Source organism: Lacisediminihabitans sp., assembly GCF_036569425.1.
Lineage (GTDB): Bacteria > Actinomycetota > Actinomycetes > Actinomycetales > Microbacteriaceae > Lacisediminihabitans.
On record NZ_DATCQQ010000020.1, the window covers coordinates 131,907 to 155,402 of the forward strand.

Below are 23,496 nucleotides of genomic sequence, written 5' to 3' on the forward strand. Positions count from 1 at the left end.
CCGATCAGCGGGCGAGCCGGTCCACCACGGCCCCGAAGAGCCCGGGCAGGGCGGCGGCCGTCGGAACGATGCGGGCGCGCAGCGGGGAGTTGGCCGCGGCGACGAGCCCCGCGGTGAGAAGCCGGAAGTCGCGCGTGCGCCTCGACCACTCCCTCTCATAGCGCCCGGGGGCATCCGCATCCACGCAGTCGATCGCTGCCCTGGCCTGGGCGAGTCCCACCCGGATGCCCTCACCCGTGATCGCGTCGACGTAGCCGGACGCGTCGCCGACGAGCATCACGCGGCCGAGCGAGCGAGCGGTCGTGCGCTGCCGGAACGGGCCGGCACCACGCAGGTCGCTCGCCGGCCGCCGACCGGCCACCCGCGCCGCGAGCTCGGGGATCTCGGCGAGCGCCTGCTCGAAGTTGGTGCCTTGCGGGCCGAGCATCGCGATGCCGACCAGGTCGTCGCCGACCGGGGTGACGTACGCCTCCACGGTCTTCGTCCAGTAGACCTCGATGAGGTCGCCCCCCGGGGCCATGCTGTAGTGCCGCCGCAGCCCGAACCGGCGCGCCCTCTGGGCGACCGGCCGCTCGAGCCGGGTGAGCCGCCGCACCGTCGAGTGCAGTCCGTCCGCCCCGAGCAGATAGCGGGACCGGATGCCGGCAGCCGTGACGCCGGAGTCGTCCTGCTCGAGGGAGTCCACCCTTCTCGGCACGAAGTCGACGCCGAGCTCCGCCGCCCGCGCCGACAGGGCCGAGTGCAGGGTCGTTCGCCGCACGCCCCTGCCCGCGGCGCCGCCGCCGAAGAGATGGTCGACCCGGGTCGTGCCGCTGCGATAGCTCACCCCGCTCAGCGGATGGCCGGCCGGGTCGACCCCCAGCCGCGCGAGCGCCGGGAGCGCCCCCGGCATGAGTCCCTCACCGCAGGCCTTGTCGATCGCGGCAGTACGGGGTTCGATCACCGCAACCGTGAGCCCCAGCATCCGCGCCTCGATCGCCGCCGCGAGCCCGACCGGGCCGGCGCCGACCACCGTGACGTCGAAGTCCGCGGTCATGACGGCGGCGCCACCCTGGCCGTCTCGAGGGCGGCGAGCGCGCGCTCCTCCGCCGGGATGCGGAACCCGAACAGCAGGATCGCGTTGAGCACCGTGAACGCGACGGCCGTGATCCAGGCGGTGTGCACGAGAGGCAGCGCGATGCCCTCCGCGATCACGACGACGTAGTTGGGGTGGCTGAGAAAGCGGTACGGGCCGCGGGTGACCCGGCCGAGACCCGGGACCACCACGATTCGCGAGTTCCACTGCCGCCCGAGCGTGCCGATGCACCAGTAGCGCAGGCCCTGGCAGGCGAGCGCGATCGCCAGCATCGGCCAGCCGAGCAGCGGGATGAACGGCCGGTCGCCGAGGAACACCTCGGCGAGGCAGGCGAGCAGAAAGCCGGTGTGCAGCACGACCATGTACGGGTAGTGGCGCTGGCCGTACTCCCGGCCGCCGCGCGCAAACGCCCACGCCGCGTTGCGGTTCGAGATCACCACCTCGGCGATGCGCTCGGCGCCCGTGGCGAGAATCAGCAGGAGAAACCAGATCATGCCGACGGCCACCTCAGCAGCACGAGTTCGGCGCTCACCCCAGGGCCGAGCGCGAACACGACGGTGTCGGCGCCCGCGGTCTGCGGCCCGGCGGCGAGCTCCTCCGAGAGGATGTGCAGCACCGACGCCGACGAGAGATTGCCCACCCGGGAGAGCGAGCTCCAGCTGTTGTCGAACGCGCCGTCGGCAAGGCCGAGCGAGGCCTGGAACGACTCGAGCACTCGCGGCCCGCCCGGGTGGGCGACCCAGGTGGTCACGTCGCCGATGCCGATCCCGTTCGCGCCGAGGAACGCGGTGACGTCCTCGCCGAAGTTGCGCTCGATCACCTCGGAGACCTGTGCGGTGAGGATGATGCGGAAGCCCGTCTCGCTCGCGTTGAAGCCGATCACCGACTCGGTGTCCGGGTAGAGCTGGCTTCTCGCGTCGATCACGTCCGGACCGGTCACCGGCATCCGCTTCGCCCGTTCGTCGCCCACCATCACCACGGCCGCCGCGCCGTCGCCGAACAGCCCGGTCGCCACGAGGTTGGCCATCGAGTCGTCGTCGCGCTGGAAGGTGAGCGAGCAGAGCTCGACGGCGAGCAGCACACCGACATCGTTCGGATGCCCGACCAGGTAGTCGTTGACGCGGGCGATCCCCGCGGCCCCGGCCACACATCCGAGTCCGTACATGGGCACCCGTTTCACGTCGGCGCGCAGGCCCAGCCTGGCCACGAGCAGCGCGTCGATGGACGGCGCCGAGATGCCGGTGACCGAGGTGAACATGAGGTAGTCGATGTCGGCCGGGGCGAGCCCGGCGATGTCGAGGGCGTCACGCAGCGCGCGCTCGGTGAGGTCGGCGGCGACCTCGATGAACATGCCGTTCGACTGGGTGAAGGTGGTCTCGTCGAGGTAGCGCTCGATCGGCATCACGAGGTGGCGGGTGTCGACCATGCTCGCGCCGTGCAGCCGACGCATCACGGCCTGCTTACCCGGGTCGGAGGTGACCATCGGCACGATGGTGTCGGTGATCTCCGACTGCGTGTAGAGGTGAGCCGGGAGCGCCGGCGCGACAGCAGCGATACGGGCCATTCCGCGACGGTAACACGTTCCGACCGCCGCCCCGCGTGTCGGCCCGAATCGAATTCGCCCCTAACGTTGCAGTGTGACCACCGCATCCACGAGTCGACCGGCCTCGCGCCCGATCGGCGCCGTCGGACTCGTGGTGATCGGCCTCGTCTGCCAGGACGTGGGCGCCTCCCTCGCCGTGTTGCTCTTCCCCACCACGGGCGCGCTCGGCATGGTCGCCTTGCGGCTCGGCTTCTCGGCGATCGTGCTGCTCGCCGTCGCCCGTCCCCGGTTGCGCGGCCACAGCAGCAACGACTGGCTCACGGTGATCGCGTTCGGCGTGGCCCTCGCCGGGATGAACGCCCTGTTCTACGAGGCCATCGCCCGCATCCCGCTCGGCGCGACGGTCACGATCGAGGTGCTCGGGCCGCTCGTGCTTTCGGTCGTGATGAGCCGTCGGGCGGTGAGCTGGCTCTGGGCGGTGCTCGCCCTCGTGGGGGTGGTCCTGCTCGGGCAGGGCAGCTTCGGATCGCTTGACCCGCTCGGGCTCGTCTTCGCGTTCTCCGCCGCCGCCGCGTGGGCCGGGTACATCCTGCTCTCCGCGCGCACCGGCGGGCGCTTTCCGCGACTCGACGGGCTCGCGATCGCGATGACCATCGGCGCGATCCTGGCCCTGCCGCTCGGGATCGCCTCGGCGGGGCCGGCGATCTTCCGACCGGACATCCTGCTGCTCGGCGCCGCCGTCGCCATGCTCTCCTCGACCATCCCGTACGCCCTCGAACTCGTGGCGCTGCGTCGGCTGCCGTCGGCGACCTTCTCGATCCTCATGAGTCTGTCCCCGGCGATCGCGACGATTGCCGGCCTTCTGCTGCTCGGGCAGAAGCTCACGGTGGTCGGCATGGTCGCGATCGCGCTCGTGATCGCCGCGAGCATCGGGGCCGTGCGCACCGCATCCCGCACACCGGGAGGCGACACCCTGCCGAACCCGGTCGACGAGCTCGGCTGATCGTCAGATCTAGATCCGTCAGATCCAGATTCGTCAGATATAGATTCGTCAGATATAGATCGCCGGGTCGGTGTAGCTGTCCGGATGCAGCGGGCCGGTCGGCGACGTCGCAACCCGGGGCCGCGCGCGGGCGGGAATTCCGGTGATCATCGAGTCGGCCGGGGCATCCCGCACGACGACGGCGTTTGCCCCCACGATCGACCGATCGCCGATGCTGATCGCGCCGAGCACGCTCGCGCCGGCGCCGATGACGACGCCGTTGCCGATTCTGGGGTGACGGATCTCGCGGCGGGAACTCGTGCCGCCGAGCGTCACCCCGTGGTAGATCACGACGTCGTCGCCGACGACCGCGGTCTCACCGATCACCACACCCATTCCGTGGTCGATGAACAGCCGGCGACCGAGGGTCGCGCCCGGGTGGATCTCCACCCCGGTGGCGAACCGCACCAGCTGCGAGTAGACCCGCGCCGCCAGGCGCAGCCGCCGACGCCAGAGCCAGTGCGCGACGCGGTGGCCCCAGATCGCGTGAAGGCCGGAGTAGGCAAGGAACACCTCGGCGTTCGAATCCGCTGCCGGATCGTGCGCTCGAGCCGCGGCGATGTCCTCCCGCAGTCGAGAGAAGGCCACCCGGTCAGTCCGCGAGGTCTTCGTAGAGCACGGTGGAGAGGTACCGCTCGCCGAAGCTCGCCACGATCACCACGATGGTCTTGCCGGCGTTCTCGGGGCGCGCGGCCACCTCGAGCGCCGCCTGCACGGTCGCACCGGACGAGATGCCGGCGAGGATGCCCTCCTCCGCCGCGAGACGACGGGCCATCGCCACCGACTGGGCGATGTTCACGTCGATGATCTCGTCGTAGACGTCGCGGTCGAGGATCTCGGGCACGAAGTTGGCCCCGATGCCCTGGATCTTGTGCGGCCCCGGTGCCCCGCCGTTGAGGATCGCGGACTCCTGGGGTTCGACGCCGATCACCTGCAGGCCCGCCTTCTGCTCCTTGAGGAACTCGCCGGCCCCGGTGATGGTCCCACCCGTTCCGATGCCGGAGACGAAGATGTCGACCGCACCCTCGGTGTCCCGCCAGATCTCGGGTCCCGTGGTGGCGCGGTGGATTGCGGGGTTGGCCGCGTTGGCGAACTGGTCGGCGAAGACGGCCCCTGGCGTGTTCGCGACGATCTCCCGCGCCGCGGCGACCGCGGCGCTCATGCCACCGGCCCCGGGGGTGAGCACGAGCTCCGCGCCGTACGCGCGCAGCAGCATCCGGCGCTCCCTGCTCATCGTCTCGGGCATCGTGAGGATCACCCGGTAGCCGCGGGCGGCCCCGATCATCGCGAGGGCGATGCCCGTGTTGCCGCTCGTGCTCTCTACGATCGTGCCGCCGGGCGCCAAGGCGCCGGAGGCCTCGGCGGCGTCGACGATGGCCACTCCGAGCCGGTCCTTCACGCTCGCGGACGGGTTGTAGAACTCGAGCTTGGCGAGCACCGTCGCGCCCACGCCGTCGGCCACTCGGTTGAGTCGCACGAGGGGCGTGTTGCCGAAGATCTCGGTGATGTCGTTGTAGATGCGGGTCGCCATTTTTTTCTCCTTCTCGGGTACAGGTATACGGTACCGGGCCTTGAGCCGAGCGGCTTCACCGGTTCGCCCGGAGCGTCGGTCGTCTGGGCGCCGGTCGCCCGCGCGTCGGTCGTCTGGGCGCCGGGAGAGACTGGTATTCATGACCTCAGCCCGAAGCGCCCTCTCCCTCACCGAGGTCGCCTCGGGCGTCTTCTTCGCCAGAGGCCCGAGCGTCAACTGGGTCGTGCTCACCGAGGGGGGCGGCGTGACCCTCATCGACACCGGCTACCCGCGCAATGCCGACCTCGTCGACGAGACCCTCGAGGTGGTGGCGCGGCGCACGGGCGCACGCTCCCTCGAGGCGATCCTCCTCACCCATGGGCACACCGACCACATTGGCAACGTCGGCAGACTCGTCGCGCGGTCGGCCGGCGCTCCTCGAGTGCTCAGCTCGCCCAACGAGGTCGCCCACGTGCGACGAACCGTGCTGCACCAGGTGGGTATCCCCGACATCCTGAGGCACGCCACAATCCCCGCATCGTGGCCTGGGCGGTGCACGCGGTGCGCCAGGGCGGGCTCGAGCCGGTCGGCTACGAGGGGGTGGCCGCCCTCGAGCTGGGCCTGCCGCTCGACGTGCCGGGGCATCCGGTTCCGTTGGCGGTTGCCGGCCACACCCCCGGTCGCACTGTCTTTCACCTGCCGCAGCACGGCATCGTCGTCACCGGCGACGCCCTCGTCACCGGTCACCCGACGGTGCGGAGCACCGGGCCTCAGGTGCTTCATCCGATCTTCAACGAGGATGACGCCATGACCCACGCCAACGTGAGCCTTCTGTTCGACCTCGCCGCCGAGCGCTTTCTGCCCGGCCACGGACCGCTGGGAGTCATGCCCGCCGCGCTCGCTCGCTGAGGCGGGCATCGTCACGCAACCGATGACGTCGTTCGGACTCGCAGTCACCACCGGGGTCGGCGGAACCGGTGTGGTCGGCGGAACCTGCGTGGTCGGCGGAACCGGTGAGGTCGCGGTCGCCAGGAACGGCGAGGGGCCTGTCGTCTACCTCCGCGCGGACATGGATGGCCTCCCCGCGCGCGAGGAAACCGGACTGGACTACGCGAGCACGGACGCCCCGATCACCGAGGACGGCGCGGAGGTGCCGCTCATGCCCGCCTGCGGTCACGATGTGCATGTGACGTGCCTCGTCGGCGCGGTCGAGGCCATGCTCGCGCGTCGCTCCGAGTGGTCGGGCACCCTCGTCGCCGTGTTCCAGCCGGCCGAGGAGACGATCGCCGGCGCGAAGGCCGACGCGAAGGCGGCATCCGCCACTTTCTTCGGAGGGTTGGCGGCGAGCGGCTGGCACACGGCCGCCATCACGATGAACCTGCTGGTGACGAGCGGCTTTCCATTCGCCCACGGGTTGATCGGCGCCGGTGCCGAGCTATCCTGGCCCACCGCGACGCGCCCCGAGGACGTGCTTCACGCGGAGGCGGTGGTCACCGAGATCAAGCCGAGCCGGTCGAGGCCCGATCGGGGAATCGTCACGGTGGAGAGCCGCACCCTGACGGCCGTCGGCGCGGAGAGGCAGCTCCTCGTGGCCCGCATGCTCGTGTTCCGCCGCGGCTCCACAGTGACCCCGGACTTGTGCGGCCCCGGTCGGGTGAGTGACCCCGGTCGGGTGAGCGGCCCCGGTCTACTGAGTGGCCCAGGAGCGACTACAGCCGGAGCTCGGTCGATGCGACGACCGTGGCCCCGGCGTCGCGCAGCGCGGCCATGAACGCCGCGTGCACCAGGCTCCCGGGCAGCTCGGTTCCCTCGAATTCGAGGTCGGGTGCCGCGCACGCGTCGTGCACGACCGTCACGTCGAAGCCCAGGTCGAGCGCCGCCCGCGTCGTCGCGTCCACGCACATGCTGCTCATCATGCCCACGACCACCAGGCCGTCGATGCCCCCCTCCCGCAGTAGTTCCGCCAGAGGGGTGTCGACGAAGGCGTTGGGCAGCGACTTGGTGAGCACGCGTTCTCCCGGGCCGGGCGCCAGGAGGGGGTAGATCTCCGCCCCGCTCGTGCCGGGCAAGAAGAACGTCGCGTCCTCTTCCCGCGAGACGTGCCGGAAGTGCACGACAGGCATCCCCGCCGACCGGGCGTGCACGAGGATGCGATGGCCGACCGCGGCCGCCGCCTCGCTCCCCACGAGCGGATACGCGCCGCCCGGAAAGTAGTCATTCTGGATGTCGATGACAATGAGCGCTCTCGTCATGGAGCACCCCTCAGCGCCAGCCACTTGATGGGGCGCGCGAGCAGGATCAGCACCAGCGGGTAGAGGCTGGTGGCGGGGACGAGCACCGTCACAATCAGCGCGACGAGGGCGAGCAGCACCAGAATCCAGTCTGCCCAGACGAATCGGGTGGATGCTTCGGTGCCGGGCCCGAGAAGTCCCCGACGGGTGAGGATCACCTTCTGAATCCGGATGGACACCTCGGCCACGAACACGGTTGCGACGTAGACGCCCGCCGCGACGGGGTCGTGACCCGGCGAGGCCGCGATGACCACGAAGCTCAGCGCCGCCGCCGATAGGTTGAGAACGTTCGCGGAGAGGAAATCGATCGCGAGGCGCGACCCGACGGATCGGGCGGTGTCGACGAGGGGCAGTGCGATGACGGTGATCGCGATCGCCACGACGCCGTTGGTGAAGCCGACGAGGCGCTCGACGCTCGGATCGCCCGGCGATTGGCGGTCACTCACCGCGCACCGATGTCTCTCTGGCGCGGTGCTGCCGATGCGGGTTGCGAACATCTGCATCAGCCTATCGGCCCGGCCCAGCGCACTCGTCACGCACAACCCCACCTGGCGCTGGTCCCCTGACAATGACACCATTGGGGCACGGCGCTATGCCTGCAAGCGCAGGCTTTCGAGTGCCGCCGACAGCTTCTCGCCGACATCGCCCGCCACCTGCTTCATCTCGGGGTTCTCCGCGAGTTCCGCCATGATGCGCGGGTCGATCATCTCGACCACGATGCCGTCTTCGGTGCTGCGGACGACGACGTTACAGGGCAACAGCAGGCCGATCGATGGCTCCGCCTCAAGCGCAAGGTGGGCGAGACTCGGGTTGCAGGCGCCCAGGATCAGATTGCGATCGATCTCCACGCCGAGCTTGTTGCGCAGTGTCTGCTGCATGTCGATCTCGCTGACAATGCCGAAGCCCTGCCGGGCGAGCGCCTCTCGCACCACGGCGACAGTGTCGTCGAACGGCCCGGCGAGGGTGATGCTCATTCCGTAGCTCATGTTCTTCTCCTTCGAAAGCACGCGGCGAACGGGTCAATCTGCCACAGTACGCCGGTCGGCTCCCGCCGCGCCGAAGCACCGAGCACCCCCTCCGCAGCGGTTGTAGAATTCGATCGCCGCGGCGAGAACGGGAGCATGGCATGAAGGCCGAAATCCTGCACATCGACGATTGTCCCGGCTGGGAAGAGGCGGGTCGGCGCCTCCGGGCGGCGTTGGACTCAACCGGCCGCCACGACACCGTCATCACCTACACGCTCGTTGCCTCACCGGCCGACGCGGCACGGGTGCCGTTCGCCGGCTCCCCGACCATCCTCATCGACGGCACCGACCTGTTCCCCTCTGCCTGCCGCACCACCGACCTCGCGTGCCGGGTCTATCTGACGCCGGCCGGCTTTGCCGGCCAACCGACTCAGGAACAACTCAACCGAGCGCTGGCCTCGCAGCGGTGACCGCGCCGGCGTCCGGCTCCCGGTCGTCGGCGGTTACAGCGCGCGGAGATAGGCCTCCAGCCCCCCGAGGTCCGTGCCCCGCGCGCGGTAACCGATGTACCCGTCGGGCCGCACGAGATAGTGGGCCGTCTCGCCCTCGACGAGGCCGAGTCGACGCAGCGCCCCAGGCGTCGAATCCACCCACACATCCTGCTGGGCGCCTGCACTCAGCCAGGCGATCCTCACCACTCTCGACCACCGCTCATCGAATTCCCGGCGATCGCTCCACCCTGTCAGCGGCCCGCACAGGATCAGGTGGAAGTGCGTCGGCGAGAGGCTCCGGTGAATCGTCGTGGAGACGCCGTTGACGACGATTCCCGAGTCCGGCAGGCGGTCACCGGCGCGCGGTCCGCGTCTCAGCCGGGGGCGCCCCTCCACGGAGAGTGGGCTCCCCCGGTACCGGATGCCCAGCTGGGAGACCACTCGAAAACCGAGGCGGCGCATGGCGGGTATCCGAATCGCGACGGGCACGACCACCGCCGCCGCTCTGGGTCGGAAGAACCGCAGGAACGCGTTGGTCGACGTGGCCACCCGGAAGGCGCGGTTAGTCATTCGAAGAACCGAATTGGCGACCGGCAGCCGCTCGGCCTCGTAGCTGTCGAGGAGGTCTTCGCTCGCGAGCCCCGACGTCACGAGGGCGAGTTTCCAGCCGAGGTTCACGGCATCCTGGATTCCGGTGTTCATGCCCTGCGCCCCGGCCGGGCTGTGGATGTGCGCGGCATCGCCCGCGAGGAACACACGGCCCGATCGGAAGTGGTCGGCCCGACGACTCTGCACCGAGAAGTTCGTCAGCCAGACGGGATCGTGCAGCCTCACACGACCGCGGGTGTAGCGATCGACCATCTCCTGAACGGACCGCAGCGACGGCTCCCCTGCGTCGTGGCCCGGCGGCACCATGACCAGGATCCGCCAGGTGGCCGGCGAGCCGAGCGGGAAGAAGAAGAGCATCCCCTCGCGTGCCATGTACACGTGCAGTCGTTCCACCTGGAGTTCGTCCGCCTCGAGATCGGCGATGACGAAGGTCTGCGGGAACGCCGAGCCGGAGAAGCCGATCCCGCTCGCGTGCCGCACGACGCTGTGGGCCCCGTCGCATCCCACCACGTAGCGGCTACGCACCCGCAGCTCGCCGGATTCGCCGGACTCGCCGCGAATGGTGCAGGTCACGTCGCCCTCGCTCCGGTCGAGCCCGAGCAGCTCCACGCCCCGCTCGATCACCACGCCCGACTCGGCGAGGCGGCCGGCGAGGATTCTCTCCGTCTCGGCCTGCGAGAGAAAGAGCAGGTACGGGTAGGCGGTCTCACCCGCCCCCTCGCCGAAGAGTCTCATCTCGGTCGTGCGGTTCGGGAAGTGCATCATCAGAACGGCGGCGGCATCACCGGCGGCGACGAGTTCTCCGGTTGCGCCCTGACGGGCGAGCACCTCGAGCGTGCGCGCCTGGATCGCGAGCGCACGCGACTCGTGCACCGCGCTGGGTGCCCGGTCGATGATGCGGAAGCTCACGCCACGAGCGTGGAGCTCGCCGGCGAGCGCCAGTCCGGTGGGGCCGGCGCCCACGATCAGCACGTCAACCATCGCCTCGTCGAGCCTTGCCATGCCGTCACCCTAGACCGCTGTGGCATGGAATGATATGCGTATGGACGCAGATAAGCAGGTATTCGGGAGAGAGCCGGACAGCCAGTTCGTGGAATTGGCGGTGGAAGTGTTCGCGATGCTCGCCGACGCCACCCGGGTGCGTCTCATCCTGGCGCTCCGGGATGGCGAACAGTCGGTGAATCACCTGGCCGACATCGTCGACAAGTCCCCGGCGGCCGTCTCGCAGCATCTGGCCAAGCTCCGGCTCGCGAAGATCGTGTCGGCGCGTCAGGACGGCCAACGCGTCTTCTATCGGCTCGAGAACGAGCACGCCAGCAAGCTGGTGACCGACGCGATCCTGCAGGCAGAGCACTCGCTCGGCGGCACGCCACGCCACCACGACCCACAGAATGAGGCCACCGCATGAGCGCCCCGCACGAGCACGAGCATGAGCACAGCCACGGCCACGAACACGAGCATGAGCACAGCCACGGCCACGAACACGAGCACGAGCACAGCCACGAACACGAGCACTCCCACGGCGACGGCAGCCACGCGCATCCGACGGGCATCAGGGGGTTCCTCTTCGGACTATTCGTGCCCCACAGCCACGACGCCGCCGACTCGATAGACGACGCGCTCGAGGCCAGCAAGGAGGGTGTGCGCGCGGTGAAGATCAGCCTCTTCATCCTGCTCGGCACGACCATCCTGCAATTCGTCGTCGTGCTCGTCAGTGGTTCCGTCGCGCTGCTCGCGGACACCATCCACAACTTTGCCGACGCCCTCACCGCCGTTCCCCTCTGGATCGCGTTTGTCCTCGGCCGGCGCCTGGCGACCCGCAGGTACACCTACGGCTTCGGTCGGGCCGAAGACCTCGCCGGCCTGTTCATCGTCGGTGTCGTCGCGCTGTCCGCCGTCGTCGCCGCCTGGCAGTCCATCGACCGACTCCTCCACCCGCAGCCTCTCAACAACCTGTGGTGGGTTCTCGTGGCCGGCCTCGTCGGCTTCGCCGGCAACGAAGTCGTCGCGATCTACCGCATCCGCGTGGGCCAGCGGATCGGATCGGCGGCGCTCGTCGCCGACGGAGTGCACGCGCGCATCGACGGATTCACCTCCCTCGCCGTCGTCCTCGGCGCCCTCGGCGTGATTCTCGGATTCCCCCTGGCCGACCCCATCGTGGGCCTCCTGATCTCCGCGGCGATCATCGTGCTGCTCTGGGGAACGGTGAAGAGCATCGGCCGACGGCTGATGGACGGCATAGAACCCGAACTCGTGGACCGCGCACAGGCGGCGCTCGACGCGACCCCCGGGGTGCTTTCCACCCCCATTCTGCAACTGCGCTGGGTGGGGCACCGACTGCAGGGCACGGCAACAATCGTCGTCGCAGACACCTCCCTGTCCGACGCCGAGATCATCGCCCACGAGGCGGAACACCGGCTCGGACACGCCCTGCCTAACCTCGACGGAGTGGCGATCCGCACGGTCACCCGGTGAGTCTGCTCTCAAGCAGCGAGGTCACCCGCCTCACCAGGCGAGGCCTCCGACTCGCCCAATTCACGGTGGCGTACAACGTGGTGGAGGGCGTGGTCTCGATAGCGGCGGGCGTCACCGCCGGCCTCGTCTCGGTGGTCGGCTTCGGATTGGACTCCGGTATCGAATCCGCCTCGGCCGTTCTCGTCGGCCTCCGGCTCGCCGCCCGCCTTCGCGATGGTCGGTCGGATGAGAAACGCGAGAAGGCGACTCTCCGATTCATCGCGATCACGTTCTTCCTGCTCGCGGCGTACGTCACCGCCAACGGCATCCGCAACCTGATCGTCGGCGAACGGCCAGACGCGTCGATTGTCGGTGCGATCGTGCTGGCCGCGTCCATCGTCGTGATGCCCATCCTGGCGGCGATGAAGAAGCAAGTCGGAACACTGCTGGGAGACAAGCTGATACTCGCGGATGCCGCGGAGACGCGCATCTGCATCCTGCTGAGCGCGTCCACCCTGGTGGGTCTGCTCTTCTACGCGCTCTCAGGCGCGGCATGGCTCGACGCGGCAGCGGGCTTCGTGATCGCCCTGTTCGCGATCCACGAGGGGCGCGAGGCCTGGCGAGGCGAACTCGTCGAAGAGCACGACTGATATCCGGCGCCCACGATCCTTCACGGCGTCACCCGCGCCTTCCCGCTTCTCGCCTGGACCCGCGCGGAGTTCTGGAGTAGGTCGTCCGATCAGATGGGTGCCTCCTGTAGCTCGGGGATGCCCGGATGCACCGTTCGGCCGGCGCCGCACGAGGCGACACCGGCCGAAACGGGTCGGGACGATGTTTACTCGCCGTTGGCGGGAGTCCGCACCGTGATCGGCGTGCCCGCCACGAACTTTGCGAGAGCCACGGTGTCGATGTTCGGTGCGTATGCGGTGGCGTTGCCCAGTGTGAGGGCGCCGTCTCCGGTCTTCAAGTTCACCGGGATCGTCTTGTCCCAGAAGCTGTTCCATGAGTAGTTGTGACGGACAGCGGCTCGGACAGTGGCTCCCCCGGCTTCCGCCACATCGACGAACCGGCTGATGACCTGCGGGTTGTAGTTGATCGCGGACGCCTTGTCGGCGTTGGTCGCCCCCAGTACGAGCTGGTAGTCACCCGCCCCAAAGCCCTTCGGGCGCGGCACGCTGAGCGTGTTTCCCACGCCGTTGCCGAGGTAGCCCACATCCCGCACGATGCCCGACGCATCCGCTGAGCCGTTCGATCCGTCGGGAAGCGTCTGCACCACAGCGGTGCCCGCTCGCGGAAGCGCCTCCGCCTCCGAGCGGAACACATTGGCGCTGTCGACATCCGCCGCCTTCTGCTCGGCCCCGCGGGTGGTGGTCACGTCGGCGATCGCAGCACCCCCCGTCGCACCGACCGTCAGCTCATTGATGCCTTGAGGGAGGAACAGACGAACTGTTGAGGCCAACGTTCCCGGTGTCTTCGGTGCGGTCAGGGTGACGGCCCGGCCGTTCGCCCAGAGGTTAAGAGCCGTACGGCTCTTCGTGGTGAAGTGCGTCGTGACGTCGTAGTAGCCCGTCTCGGCTGTCGCCGCGAAGAATGTGGCCGTCTGCGCACCCGACAATGCTGCCGAGCCGGCGACGTTCGGGGCGTAGGACAGCGTGGCACCACGGCTGAGCCGAGCATCCAGCGCCGGATAGACCGCGTTCTCGCCGTGGCTAACATCGAAGAGGTCGAACCGGTCCAAAGTGATGTCGGCGCCGGGCAGGATCGTCGTTCCGTTCGCGCTCGCCCGAAGCGAAAGGGCGTGGGCTCCGGCCGTCAGATGGACGGTCACGTCGGTCGTGCCGCGGTAGCTCCACGAGAGATCGGCGGAGTATTTGACGAGTGCCGAGTATGCGCCATCGACGAACAGGGCATGCTGACCAGGTGTCTGGTTGGCCCCCGCGAGGATCGATAGTCGATAGTCGCCGGTGCGTGGCACGGTCACGTTCCAGGTCGCTGACGAGCCGACCGCGTTAAAGGATCCGACGTCATGTCCGTTCGACGCCATGAACGACCACTCCCGCGACGGGTCCTGGGCGTACACGGTGGCGTTCGTGAGCGTTGCGTTCTCTGCTTCGACGCTGCTGACCAGGTCGGTGGCGACAGGCTGTGGCGAGGCCAGTTCCGGAGTGATTTCCACCTGGTAGGCGGCATACCGATCCGCGTTCGGAATGGCCAGTGACACGATCCCGTTTGTCACGGTCGCGCTGGTCGAAAGGATCACGGGAGGCTGGAGGGAGGCGCCCTCGGCGCCATTGAGGCGATCAGCCCGCACTTGAACGTCGACCTTCTTACCGAAGGTTGCGTGGTCCACGCCGGTGACGGTGAGATCGACGTTGTTTGAGCCGCCGCCGAACAGCACAGTCGCCTTCCTCTTGCCCCTGTCGATCGCTCCGATTCCCTGCAGGGTGTCCGGGGCATTCAGGGCGGGCGGAGTGACCCTCACAGTCTTCGAACCGGCCAGGTCGCCGTACCACTTCAACATCCACCAGCCACCGTTGGCGCCGTTGTTGCGAGACGAGTTGTCGGACAGATTGCCCGAGTAGTTCCAGTACGCGGTCTGCGCGTCGACCTTCTGGTCTTCGAACATGGAGAACCATTGCACGAGCTGGCCGGGAACGCCCATGTCGCGGAGCATCCCGTATTCAGTGATGTTCACCGGGATTTCGGGCACGCCCACGATCTTCAACACCTGCTTGTACGCGGCGATGTTGGACCGGAAGGTCGCCAGGTTGTTGGTTCCGAGCTCGTGCCAGATGAAGACGTCGGGGAGCTGACTGTGCGCCTTCGCGTAGGTCAGCAGGTCCGTGCTGCGGTCGGCGTGCCAGCTGGAATCGCCGGGTCCGCCGATCCTGGCGTGGCCGAGACCGTGCGCGGCATAGACGCTCTCGATGGTGTCGTAGGCGGCCGACCAGTCGGAGAGAAACTGATCCTTCTGTGTCGACCAGTTCGGATACCAGTTGCCGGCATCCGGCTCGTTGAACGGGATGAACACGTAATTCTCCGGATGCGCCGACTGGGTAGCGATTTTCTCGACGGCCGCGCGCAGGATGGGCAGGTAGTCCCACACACCGTCGTTGTTCGCGTCGCCCGGCCGCTGGCCTCCGTTGTAAGCCCAGTCCGGGTACTCGTCCTGGATGTAGACGTAGAGGTCCCTGCCACCCGCTGCGAAGAAAGAGGATTCCACGTCGAGCGCATCTCCGTTGGGATGCTGCGCTCCCTGCGGCGGCTTCTGCGAGGTGTTGGTGACGCGAGCACCGTCGAGCACCGGCTGGCTGGGGACGCCATCGTCACCGAGACCGTAGAGGGTTCCGGATGCACCACCGCGGAAGTCGCCGCTCGACTGTGAGAGATCGACGCGAAGGGCGTCGGTGGAGGCCGCCGCGGCGGGTGCCGCGGCGAACCCGGCGAGGCTGAGGCAGAGCGCTGCTACCGTCGCCGTAGAGAGGGCGGTCAAGGACGGACGGTGCCCCTGCCTTCTGATGTCGTCAAACATTCCTCTACTCCTTCGTACGCGTGTCGGCCGGTTCTACCCCCGTTCGGGGAATTCTTGAAACCGCTATCATAATAGCGGTTTCGCGACAGCGTGCAAGAGTCCGCGTTGACTCATAAGAAACCTCCGCGCAGCACCATTCGTTGCCTCAGATGAAAACCCCCGCTTCGGCGCAGTTCGGGAACGGGCCGATGGATGTGGGATACGCCCGTTTCTATGGAGCTGACGATGACGCAGCGGCAGGCCGTGACGAAGAAGAGAGCGCTCGCGTATCGGAGTGCTGACCGGGCCGGTAAGCGTCGAATCTTGACCGAGTTGGTTGAGTTGACCCGGTGGCATCGCGACTACGCCCGGGCGGCACTGCGGGTCGCGTTGACGCTCAAGGTAGTGAAGCCCCGGGCCGGGCGGGCACCGACGTGTGGGCCAGCCGCGACGCGGGCGCTGGTGAAGTGTTGGGCGGTGCTGCGGGCGCCGGCCGGGAAGCGCCTCGCGCCGACGCTGGGCGTGTTGGTGCCGTTGCTGCGCCGCGACAACGAGCTGAACCTGACGGATGCCGAGGCGGCCCTATTGGTACGGATGAGCGCGGCGACGATCGATCGCCGACTCGCACCGGAGCGGGCGAAGCTGATGTCGCGGGGCCGGTCACATACCAAACCCGGAACGCTGCTGAAGTCGCAGATCCCGATCCGCACCTAGGCTGACTGGGACGACGCCGTGCCCGGGTTCGCGGAGATCGACTTGGTCGGCCACGAGGGCGGGAACGCGTCGGGCGAACTCTGTTTCACCCTGACGGTCACTGACATCGCGACCGGGTGGACGGTGAACCGATCAGTAAAGAACAAGGCCGAGAAGTGGGTGTTCGAGGCACTCATGCACGTCGGCCGGGTGTTCCCGTTTCGCTCCTGAAGCAGCCGAGCGCAGATCATTTCTTGAACAACCCGTTTGATTGACCGCTTCGTCGCGCCCAGAAGGCGCTCAGCCTTCCTGCTCTCGCCCTACATCAAACGGCGGACTTGCTCTGAGGTGCTGGCCTCACCCAACCCTGACACGTAGGGAACCCCGGACCGATCGACACGGGGTGGATTGGTGACACTCTTCGCGACGAATTAACCACCCACCACCCACCATCCGCTCGGTCGACTTGGCACACCCACTGACGTCGCCAGCGTCGTTTCATTCCTGGTGTCTCCCGAAGGTCGCTGGATGTCCGGACAACTCCTCAAGGTCGACGGCGGGTACTCGGCACGCTACTGACCACAAAGGACGACCAGCACCTCCGTCCCACGGCCGATCCATCTGGCTGTTCACTCCGGTAGGTGCTGTGTCACTCGGGAACGCTCACTGCGAAACTGTCGCGCTGTTTCGTTGCCGCTTTGTAAGCTGTGTCTCTGTCCACCAGATTCTGGCTCTTCGAGGTAGCCATCGAGCGGGCCACACAAGCAGGGACAGCGAGAACGCAAGCAAGAACCAGCCAACTAGCAGCGGCTGCGGGCTGGGAGTGAATACCGCGTAGGTACCGTGCTGCTCATGGATGTCGCTCCAATTGCCAAGCAGGTACGCAGCCACGATGAGCACCGTTCCGAGTGCGACTCCAGCGATCGTCATTTCTCCATTGCCGAGCCAAGCCCGCCGCACGGGACCGATGAGTCGTATCGGCAGTCCGAGAAGTCCGACGATGAGACCAGTCAGCAGAAACACAACGATGGCACCGATGATCTCGACGGCCGCATCAACCCCAAGGCTGACTACCCAGGTGAAGATGTCATCGAACTCGCCAAAGATTGCGCCAGGCGTCAGCGTGAGTTGAACCACGAGCGCGAAACTCAGTATCCCCATCACCACTGAGGTGATACCAAGCTCAATAAGGAACAGAACCAAGGGAACCCACCTCGAGGATCGCGCCGATTGAATCTTGTTGGTTTGACCCGCCCGAACCGTCCACTCCTCAACGTTATGTGTCGATACCATCCCGCCCCCTTTGCACTCATTCCCTTGCTGGCGCTACCCGCTCGCATCCTTCGCGAGGATTACGCCCCGATGTGTCTTTCGCCCAAGGACAACCGGGACAGAGCGACAGTGCGTCAGTCGTGGTCGACTATCGCGAGGAGGGTCACGCGGCCGCGCCAGCTCGTCGTGTAGCTCGTGGACTGGACCAAGGAAGTCACCCGCGCGTTCGCATACGGCTCGAGCGCATCGACGAGCATCCCGCTGGCGCGCTTCATGCTCTCGCCCTGGATTGTGATAACCGCTTGCTGGGATGAGATGGCCATAAACGGAACATAGCGGAAGAATTGCTCGACTATGCCGCGGCAGAGGATCGTGGCGGCCCCGAGGAGGATCCCTCAGCGGGACGGGATGACGGTTCCCTGGTGAAAGCGCAAGACCGGACCTCCTGCGGCGAGCTCCCAGATCGACGAGTGGCGACTGTCGCGTTCAGGTGTGTGGATGCGGTAATTAACGAGAACGATGCCTGGCGCAATGTCGTTGAAGAGCCACTCGGCGGTTTCGGGAGCCTCTCGTGATTCTTCAGCAGAGAGCGCCTCGATAGTGTCCTGGTGGGTCCAGCGCTGGCCTGAACGACCGATCTCAGCAAACTCCGGATGTAGGAGAGCGCTCAATCTCTGGCCATCGCGCCGAACAGTCGATGACAGGAGCGCGATTTCAGCGGCTTTTACCGTTGCGTATCTGCCCTCTTTGTCATCCCGCATGAGTTGACGCTACCTCAGCGGCATGCCCGTAGGTCGGACCTCCTACGGACACTCCCCCGCGTTCACTGGCCAAAACGAATTGGCTGGGCCGAAGATTCGCGTATGCCCTGTCCGTAAAGAATTCGCGCTCAGGTGCGTCAAATGCAACAGCGGCACGACCGAAGATTCGTTGCTCTTGCGGGAATCAGTCGTGCTGCTTCTGCGCTTCTTCGTCCCACCCAAGAGCCGAGGTGAGTTCGTCGGCATCGGGGAGCGCATTCTTTTCTGAAGGCGGCAGGGAGTCGTACGTGTAGGTCGACACGGCCATCGGAGAGCCCGAGCGACCGAGTGCGTAACGGACCGTGTGATCGTTTCGGTCGCCACAGATGAGTATTCCCACCGTGGGCGCGTGGGCCTCCCGACGGAGCCGGTCATCAACCAGTGATACGTAGAAACCAAGTTTCCCGGCATGTTCGGGCTGGAACTTCCCGGTTTTCAGTTCGATGACCACGTACCGGAGTTGCTCGACGTGGAAGAACAAAAGGTCAAGGTAGAAGTCATCGCCGGCTACGTCGAAGTGGACCTGGCGTCCCACGAATGCGAAACCCGTGCCCAGCTCCCGGAGGGTGTCGACGATGCGGTCCATCATCGCCTGTTCCAGGTCACGTTCAGCGGCCTCCTCGGTGAGCTCCAGGAAGTCGAACACGTAGGGATCTTTGGCAATCTGCCGGGCCAGATTGGAATCAGCGGGCTCCAGCTCGGCGCTGAAATTCGAGGGCGCTGCGCCGGTTCTCTCGAGAGTGCGGTTGATGATCTGATTGAGCAGCACGTTTCGAGACCAGCCATTCTTCACGGATGCTGCGGCATACCACTCCCGGGCGGCTCGGGCCTCCAGCTTGTCAAGGAGCAGGCGAATGTGACCCCACGGCAAATGTCCCACAGCCTGCGGGACATTTGAATTGGTCGGCCAGGCCGCTGCGAGTGCCCTCATGTACTGCAGATTGCTACGGGACAACCCGGTCATCTGGGGAAACTCAAGGCGCAGGTCCCCCGCCAAGCGGTCGATTACGCCGGCGCCCCACCCTTGTTGCTCCTGCTCGGCGACGATGGCATGACCGATAGTCCAATACAACTCAATGAGTTGGGTATTGACCGTGCGATGTGCGCGAACCTGCGCGTCCCGGACCCGCCGTTTCAGGTCGCCGAGGAACTCGGGGTATCCATCAGGGAGAGAAACATCGGCACGGGCCACAAACCCATTGTCTCCTGACCATGACTGGGACCACGCTGCCCAACGCGCCCGGCCCCATCAAGTCGCAAACGACATGTCCAGTTGGGGTGTAACCCAGCTTGACGTCAAGGATCACCTCCCCAGCCTGTCGGCCTAAGGTCGATTCAGAGTTGCTGGACACACCTTCTTCTCGCCTCTAAGACTCCAACTGGACGTAGGCGCGCGGAAACGAACGAACGAAACCGGTCGGCGTCTCGGATCCCATGGGTGGCGAGTTCAGGCGGTTTAGTTACGAGACAGTATGTCGGCGAAGTCGTCCCGCAAACGGAAGGCCGGTTGATACAGTCAGCTTCATGCCAGAGGTCAACCGTGTTTATCAGACCGCACCCATATTGAGAGTGATGCTCACAGCGGCGATCGTGGTCTCGGCAGTCGCGCTGGCTGTCGCCATCGTGATTGCCGTCTTCGTTGACGTGCAGAGCGACTACCTAGGCGCACGATCTGAACAAACCGGGGGCTTCGACCCGAGCGTGTTTCCGCCATGGAACGGGGCGCTGTGGCTGATCGGGAATATGTTCCCCGTCCTTTTGGCGATCTTGCTTGTGATGCTGATCGCTGCTCGCATCATCGCCGGAACACGGCGCGACCGCCATCGCACCACCCTCGACGACAACTTCGTCGTATCAATTCCGTGATGCGACGGGTCACAGTGCCCGATAGCGGAACGTCAACCGAGCGGCGGCGCACTGCGCTATGGACATCCGTAACCCAGAAGTAGGACCGGACATATTCCTGCTGCAATGGCGATGTATTCGCTCGTTTCCGAATACGGTGAACGTATGCGGGAGACATGGACCAAGGTGACCCCTCGGCGTGCGAGCTCCAATCGTGGCTACTTCGTTGAGATTCTCGGGATGGAAGGGCTTTCGTACGCCGAGGGTGACTTCGTGATCTTCCCGCCGTCTGAACCATTGGCCAGCGGAGGATTCGGGCTTCACCTGGGCTGGATGGATGGTGACGTCGACCGCAAGCGAGAAATTGTGGATCGCCTCCGGAGTGGTGTTGATGTGCTCGGATCTTGGCTCGTGGTTGATGACGATACAAACAACGAACCCTGGGATGGGGCGGCGACGCGTGAACGGTTGGTGGAGGTAGTTGAAGAGGTCATCCAGATTCTCGAACCGAGCGAGCACTTGTCGGAACGCACGAAATGGCTCAAGCTGCGGCTCCCAGCGCTGAAAACGTCAAGAGTTTCGCCTGAAATCGAAGCGATCAAGGTTCAGCTTCACTCGATCATCACAGGCATGGGCGGGTTAGCGGACTTGAGGCTCGAATCATCAACGCGAACACAGGAGGAGGCGAGGTCCGCGAGATCTCGACTCGACCAACTCGATGACGAATTGTGGTCTCTAACCAGACCTCCCACGACTTGAAATTATGAAGCGAAGCCCGCCCATACGTTTCATTCACAAATGTGCCTAACCACGACGCTTCCGCAGTTGATGGAGAGGGTCTGGCCGCCCACGAGCCGGACAATCAGCGGACGGCATTTCGTTGCGCCTCCCGGGACGGTTTTGAGGGTGTCATTCGACCTTGGAGGGTGCCGGCAGGGGAACCTCTTGCGGGCGGCCTATGTGGTGGGCTTGTCGATTGCGCTTGAGCCAGCGAGTCTGCGCAAGGGACTCTCGCTGCACGTGTTCGAGAAGCTCGGCGTGAACGACCGGACGCGCGCCGTCACCCTCGCGATGGAGCTCGGGCTGCTGCCGCGGTAGTCCCGTCCCCGCTGGCCCGTCCCGTGAGGCCAGCTACTCGAACGCGCCGACGAAGACGGGCTCCGGCCGCAGGATCACGCCGAACGTCGAGAGCACGCGGGCCTGGATGTACCTGGCGAGTTCCGCGATCTCAGTGGCGGTGGTCGCCCCCGTGTTGACGATCGCGAGGGTGTGCTTGCCCGAGACGGCCGCCCGCGACCCGGGCAGGCGGAACCCTCGCGTGATGCCCGCCTGCTCGATGAGCCAGGCCGCGCTGAGCTTCACCCGGCGGTCGGCGGGGGTGCGGATGACCGGCACGTCGGAGGGGTCGAAGGAGTCGAGCGGCCGCACCATCGGCGCCGAGATGTCGGCGGAGACCGGCCAGCGTGGCGCGTCGAGGGGCAGGGTCCCCGCAAAGCGCTCGCTCACGATCGGGTTGGTGAAGAAGGAGCCGGCGCTCACCGAGTCGGGGTCCGCGGCATCCAGCACCATCCCCTTACTCGCGCGCAGGGCGAGCACCGCGCCGCGCACGTCGGCCAGGGGCACGCGATCGCCCACCGAACGGCCGAGCGCCACGGCGAGCTGCGGATAGCCGATCGGCTCGCTGACCCCGCCCGGGGTTCGCACCAGCTCGAGCTCGATCGCCACGACAACTCCCCGGCGTCCGCTCTTGATGGCAGAGCCTCGGTATTCGAGGTCGAGCGCCGACGCCTCGACGCGGCCGAGCTCGCCGGTGCCGTAGTCGAGGAAGTCGACGGCGACGAGGTGCGACGCGATCTCCTGCCCGTACGCCCCGATGTTCTGGATCGGCGCCGCCCCGCTCGACCCCGGGATCCCGGAGAGCGCCTCGAGGCCGGCCAACCCGTTCTCCACCGCGAACCGCACGAGCGCATCCCATGGCTCGCCCGCCTGCACGCGCAGCCGAACCGCGTCGCCGTCGCCCGGCAGAATCTCGATGCCGCGCGTGACCACCCGGATCACGGTCCCGGCGAAGCCCTCGTCGGAGACGACAACGTTCGAACCGCCGCCCAGCACCAACCAATCGTCCCCGGAGGCCCAGACCTCGAGCGTCACCGCGACGAGGGCGGCCTCGTCGGCGGGTGCGATCACCTCATCCGCCGGCCCCCCGACGCGCAGCGTCGTGAGCTCCCGCAACTCCATCGTCAGGCCAGGCTCACGCGCACCTGCGCCTTGCCCAGCACAGTCTCGCCACCGAAGGTCACGGTGAGGTCGATGCGGGCGACGGTGTTCTCCGTGTCGAGCGCGCCGACCTTCGCGACCACGTTGACCACTGCGCCCTCGGTCGCGTCGACGAACACCGGACGGGTGAATCGCACCTGGTAGTCGACGATCCTGCCTGGATCGCCCGCCCAGTCGACGACGGGCTGCACGGCGGCGCCCATCGTGAGCATTCCGTGGGCGAGCACGCCCGCGAGGCCGACCGACTGAGCGACGTCGTCGCGGTAGTGGATGGCGTTGAAGTCCCCCGACGCGCCGGCGTAGCGCACGAGCGACTCCCGGGTGATGGCGAATCCGGCCTCGGCCACGATCTGGCCGACCTCGAGTTCGGAGAAGAGTGGTGCAGCCTGCTGTGTCATGCGTCCCCCCTGACCACGAGCGTGGATGTCGCGGTGACCACGTGAGCACCCGCGGCGTCGACGATGCTGGACTCGGCGGTGACCATCGAGTGGCCGCCGAGCGACTTCACGCTCGCTATGGTCAGGGTCGCGGTGAGCTCGTCGCCCGCCACGATCGGCCGCGAGAAGCTGAACCGCTGCTCGCCGTGCACGACGCGCGCGAAATCGATCCCGGCATCCGGCTCGGCTAGAAGCTGATGCAGCGTGAGCTCCTGCACCACCACGGCGAACGTCGGGGGCGCCACGAGGTCCGCGTAGCCGGCCGCATTCGCCGCCTCGACGTCGAAGTTGACCGGGTTGCTCGCGAGAACTGCCCGCGCAAACTCGCGGATCTTCTCCCGACCGACGAGGTAGGGCGTGGTGGGCGGAAAGACACGCCCCTCGATCTCGGGGTTCACTGACACTCTGTTGTCCTTTGCACAGCGAAAGCTTAACGACAAAGCCCCGGCCACCATTACTGGCGGCCGGGGCTTCCACTTCTCGTGCGGCTCGTATGCGACCCGCGTCACGCACCTAAGGCGACGTGCACCGTGTCTAAGCGTGCACAGTGCCTAGACGTGCACCGTGTCTAGACCTGTACGGTACCTAGACGTGCACGGGGCCTACTGGCAGCTGTCACACTGCAGGTCGTCCATCGGGTCGACCGGTACTGCGTAGCCGCCAATGGAATCGTTGTCGTTG

At 66.8% G+C, this 23,496-nt stretch carries 28 protein-coding genes and 3 pseudogenes; 15 read left to right on the plus strand and 16 right to left on the minus strand.

The window, feature by feature from the left end:
• Positions 1 to 4: 4 nt before the first annotated feature.
• Genes VIM54_RS03790 through VIM54_RS03800 form a run of 3 tightly spaced genes read right to left on the minus strand, consistent with a single transcriptional unit; the run spans position 5 to position 2,639 of the window.
• Positions 5 to 1,036 (minus strand): NAD(P)/FAD-dependent oxidoreductase, encoded by a 1,032-nt coding sequence (locus tag VIM54_RS03790; RefSeq protein ID WP_331899282.1) that lies wholly within the window; start codon positions 1,034 to 1,036, stop codon positions 5 to 7.
• Positions 1,033 to 1,569, minus strand: a complete 537-nt coding sequence (locus VIM54_RS03795) for an isoprenylcysteine carboxyl methyltransferase family protein (protein ID WP_331899284.1) — start codon at positions 1,567 to 1,569, stop codon at positions 1,033 to 1,035. The genes VIM54_RS03790 and VIM54_RS03795 overlap by 4 nt, the downstream gene beginning before the upstream one ends.
• Entirely contained in the window at positions 1,566 to 2,639 is a 1,074-nt protein-coding gene (locus VIM54_RS03800) for a type III polyketide synthase (protein ID WP_331899286.1), read from the minus strand. The genes VIM54_RS03795 and VIM54_RS03800 overlap by 4 nt, the downstream gene beginning before the upstream one ends.
• A 73-nt stretch (positions 2,640 to 2,712) precedes the next feature.
• Here VIM54_RS03800 and VIM54_RS03805 point away from each other — a divergent pair, with 73 nt between their 5' ends.
• Positions 2,713 to 3,621 (plus strand): EamA family transporter, encoded by a 909-nt coding sequence (locus VIM54_RS03805; RefSeq protein ID WP_331899288.1) that lies wholly within the window; start codon positions 2,713 to 2,715, stop codon positions 3,619 to 3,621.
• A gap of 48 nt (positions 3,622 to 3,669) precedes the next feature.
• On the opposite strand, the gene epsC is transcribed toward VIM54_RS03805, so the two are convergent.
• Positions 3,670 to 4,248: a serine O-acetyltransferase EpsC gene (gene epsC, locus VIM54_RS03810; protein ID WP_331899289.1), complete on the minus strand. Its 579-nt coding sequence runs from the start codon at positions 4,246 to 4,248 to the stop codon at positions 3,670 to 3,672.
• Between the two features lie 4 nt (positions 4,249 to 4,252).
• Positions 4,253 to 5,191 (minus strand): cysteine synthase A, encoded by a 939-nt coding sequence (gene cysK / locus VIM54_RS03815; protein WP_331899291.1) that lies wholly within the window; start codon positions 5,189 to 5,191, stop codon positions 4,253 to 4,255.
• 139 nt (positions 5,192 to 5,330) lie between these two features.
• Here cysK and VIM54_RS15875 point away from each other — a divergent pair.
• The 3 genes and pseudogenes from VIM54_RS15875 to VIM54_RS15880 all read left to right on the plus strand — a co-directional run.
• Positions 5,331 to 5,537: pseudogene (locus VIM54_RS15875) on the plus strand (MBL fold metallo-hydrolase); the annotation flags it as partial.
• 173 nt (positions 5,538 to 5,710) lie between these two features.
• Positions 5,711 to 6,079, plus strand: a complete 369-nt coding sequence (locus tag VIM54_RS03825) for an MBL fold metallo-hydrolase (protein WP_331899294.1) — start codon at positions 5,711 to 5,713, stop codon at positions 6,077 to 6,079.
• 22 nt (positions 6,080 to 6,101) lie between these two features.
• Positions 6,102 to 6,941 carry a M20/M25/M40 family metallo-hydrolase gene (locus VIM54_RS15880; RefSeq protein WP_414673161.1) on the plus strand — a complete coding sequence of 280 codons (840 nt, stop codon included), beginning with the start codon at positions 6,102 to 6,104 and terminating at the stop codon, positions 6,939 to 6,941.
• Here VIM54_RS15880 and VIM54_RS03835 read toward each other — a convergent pair.
• The 3 genes from VIM54_RS03835 to VIM54_RS03845 all read right to left on the minus strand — a co-directional run bounded on the left by VIM54_RS03835 (position 6,880) and on the right by VIM54_RS03845 (position 8,435).
• Entirely contained in the window at positions 6,880 to 7,422 is a 543-nt protein-coding gene (locus tag VIM54_RS03835) for a cysteine hydrolase family protein (protein WP_331899296.1), read from the minus strand. The two genes, VIM54_RS15880 and VIM54_RS03835, sit on opposite strands and share 62 nt — an antisense overlap.
• Entirely contained in the window at positions 7,419 to 7,958 is a 540-nt protein-coding gene (locus VIM54_RS03840; protein ID WP_331899298.1) for a TMEM175 family protein, read from the minus strand. The genes VIM54_RS03835 and VIM54_RS03840 overlap by 4 nt, the downstream gene beginning before the upstream one ends.
• Before the next feature lie 93 nt (positions 7,959 to 8,051).
• Entirely contained in the window at positions 8,052 to 8,435 is a 384-nt protein-coding gene (locus tag VIM54_RS03845) for a DUF302 domain-containing protein (protein ID WP_331899299.1), read from the minus strand.
• Between the two features lie 152 nt (positions 8,436 to 8,587).
• Here VIM54_RS03845 and VIM54_RS03850 point away from each other — a divergent pair, with 152 nt between their 5' ends.
• Positions 8,588 to 8,896 carry a hypothetical protein gene (locus tag VIM54_RS03850; protein WP_331899301.1) on the plus strand — a complete coding sequence of 103 codons (309 nt, stop codon included), beginning with the start codon at positions 8,588 to 8,590 and terminating at the stop codon, positions 8,894 to 8,896.
• Between the two features lie 33 nt (positions 8,897 to 8,929).
• Here VIM54_RS03850 and VIM54_RS03855 read toward each other — a convergent pair whose 3' ends face one another.
• Positions 8,930 to 10,528, minus strand: a complete 1,599-nt coding sequence (locus VIM54_RS03855) for an FAD-dependent monooxygenase (RefSeq protein ID WP_331899302.1) — start codon at positions 10,526 to 10,528, stop codon at positions 8,930 to 8,932.
• Positions 10,529 to 10,568: 40 nt separating this feature from the next.
• On the opposite strand from VIM54_RS03855, the gene VIM54_RS03860 reads away from it, so the two are divergent.
• Genes VIM54_RS03860 through VIM54_RS03870 form a run of 3 tightly spaced genes read left to right on the plus strand, consistent with a single transcriptional unit; the run spans position 10,569 to position 12,630 of the window.
• A complete protein-coding gene (locus VIM54_RS03860; RefSeq protein ID WP_331899360.1) occupies positions 10,569 to 10,934 on the plus strand; it encodes a metalloregulator ArsR/SmtB family transcription factor in 366 nt (121 codons plus the stop codon).
• Positions 10,931 to 12,001 carry a cation diffusion facilitator family transporter gene (locus VIM54_RS03865; protein ID WP_331899303.1) on the plus strand — a complete coding sequence of 357 codons (1,071 nt, stop codon included), beginning with the start codon at positions 10,931 to 10,933 and terminating at the stop codon, positions 11,999 to 12,001. Before VIM54_RS03860 ends, VIM54_RS03865 begins: the two co-directional genes overlap by 4 nt.
• Positions 11,998 to 12,630, plus strand: a complete 633-nt coding sequence (locus VIM54_RS03870) for a cation transporter (RefSeq protein WP_331899305.1) — start codon at positions 11,998 to 12,000, stop codon at positions 12,628 to 12,630. Before VIM54_RS03865 ends, VIM54_RS03870 begins: the two co-directional genes overlap by 4 nt.
• A gap of 185 nt (positions 12,631 to 12,815) precedes the next feature.
• Here the strand turns inward: VIM54_RS03870 and VIM54_RS03875 are convergent, their stop codons facing one another.
• Complete coding sequence (locus tag VIM54_RS03875; protein ID WP_331899306.1) at positions 12,816 to 15,473, minus strand: CBM35 domain-containing protein; 2,658 nt, start codon at positions 15,471 to 15,473, stop codon at positions 12,816 to 12,818.
• Positions 15,474 to 15,815: 342 nt separating this feature from the next.
• Here VIM54_RS03875 and VIM54_RS03880 point away from each other — a divergent pair, with 342 nt between their 5' ends.
• The 4 genes and pseudogenes from VIM54_RS03880 to VIM54_RS03895 all read left to right on the plus strand — a co-directional run bounded on the left by VIM54_RS03880 (position 15,816) and on the right by VIM54_RS03895 (position 17,354).
• On the plus strand, positions 15,816 to 16,205 hold the full coding sequence (locus VIM54_RS03880) for a hypothetical protein (RefSeq protein ID WP_331899308.1): 390 nt from the start codon (positions 15,816 to 15,818) through the stop codon (positions 16,203 to 16,205).
• Positions 16,206 to 16,223: 18 nt separating this feature from the next.
• Positions 16,224 to 16,415 carry a hypothetical protein gene (locus VIM54_RS03885; protein WP_331899309.1) on the plus strand — a complete coding sequence of 64 codons (192 nt, stop codon included), beginning with the start codon at positions 16,224 to 16,226 and terminating at the stop codon, positions 16,413 to 16,415.
• 140 nt (positions 16,416 to 16,555) lie between these two features.
• Positions 16,556 to 16,763, plus strand: a pseudogene (locus VIM54_RS15885) (SDR family oxidoreductase); the annotation flags it as partial.
• 273 nt (positions 16,764 to 17,036) lie between these two features.
• A complete protein-coding gene (locus VIM54_RS03895; RefSeq protein ID WP_331899311.1) occupies positions 17,037 to 17,354 on the plus strand; it encodes a hypothetical protein in 318 nt (105 codons plus the stop codon).
• A 236-nt stretch (positions 17,355 to 17,590) separates the two neighbouring features.
• Here VIM54_RS03895 and VIM54_RS03900 read toward each other — a convergent pair whose 3' ends face one another.
• From VIM54_RS03900 to VIM54_RS03910, 3 genes are all read right to left on the minus strand, one after another.
• Positions 17,591 to 17,779 (minus strand): hypothetical protein, encoded by a 189-nt coding sequence (locus VIM54_RS03900; RefSeq protein ID WP_331899313.1) that lies wholly within the window; start codon positions 17,777 to 17,779, stop codon positions 17,591 to 17,593.
• A gap of 72 nt (positions 17,780 to 17,851) precedes the next feature.
• On the minus strand, positions 17,852 to 18,217 hold the full coding sequence (locus VIM54_RS03905; RefSeq protein WP_331899315.1) for a nuclear transport factor 2 family protein: 366 nt from the start codon (positions 18,215 to 18,217) through the stop codon (positions 17,852 to 17,854).
• A gap of 184 nt (positions 18,218 to 18,401) precedes the next feature.
• Positions 18,402 to 19,448 carry a PDDEXK nuclease domain-containing protein gene (locus VIM54_RS03910; RefSeq protein WP_331899316.1) on the minus strand — a complete coding sequence of 349 codons (1,047 nt, stop codon included), beginning with the start codon at positions 19,446 to 19,448 and terminating at the stop codon, positions 18,402 to 18,404.
• A 332-nt stretch (positions 19,449 to 19,780) separates the two neighbouring features.
• Between VIM54_RS03910 and VIM54_RS03915 the strand changes: the two genes are divergently transcribed.
• From VIM54_RS03915 to VIM54_RS03925, 3 genes and pseudogenes are all read left to right on the plus strand, one after another.
• Positions 19,781 to 20,122, plus strand: a complete 342-nt coding sequence (locus tag VIM54_RS03915; protein WP_331899317.1) for a hypothetical protein — start codon at positions 19,781 to 19,783, stop codon at positions 20,120 to 20,122.
• A gap of 105 nt (positions 20,123 to 20,227) precedes the next feature.
• Positions 20,228 to 20,860 carry a hypothetical protein gene (locus VIM54_RS03920; RefSeq protein ID WP_331899318.1) on the plus strand — a complete coding sequence of 211 codons (633 nt, stop codon included), beginning with the start codon at positions 20,228 to 20,230 and terminating at the stop codon, positions 20,858 to 20,860.
• A 255-nt stretch (positions 20,861 to 21,115) separates the two neighbouring features.
• Positions 21,116 to 21,199, plus strand: a pseudogene (locus VIM54_RS03925) (DNA-binding response regulator); the annotation flags it as partial.
• Positions 21,200 to 21,232: 33 nt separating this feature from the next.
• Here VIM54_RS03925 and VIM54_RS03930 read toward each other — a convergent pair.
• From VIM54_RS03930 to VIM54_RS03940, 3 genes are read right to left on the minus strand one after another with little or no spacing between them, the layout of a single operon-like run.
• Positions 21,233 to 22,339, minus strand: a complete 1,107-nt coding sequence (locus tag VIM54_RS03930; RefSeq protein ID WP_331899321.1) for a UDP-N-acetylmuramate dehydrogenase — start codon at positions 22,337 to 22,339, stop codon at positions 21,233 to 21,235.
• Positions 22,340 to 22,341: 2 nt separating this feature from the next.
• On the minus strand, positions 22,342 to 22,776 hold the full coding sequence (locus VIM54_RS03935) for a MaoC family dehydratase (RefSeq protein WP_331899323.1): 435 nt from the start codon (positions 22,774 to 22,776) through the stop codon (positions 22,342 to 22,344).
• Positions 22,773 to 23,219, minus strand: coding sequence for a MaoC family dehydratase N-terminal domain-containing protein (locus tag VIM54_RS03940; protein ID WP_331899324.1), 447 nt, complete (start codon positions 23,217 to 23,219; stop codon positions 22,773 to 22,775). Before VIM54_RS03940 ends, VIM54_RS03935 begins: the two co-directional genes overlap by 4 nt.
• Positions 23,220 to 23,496: the final 277 nt, after the last annotated feature.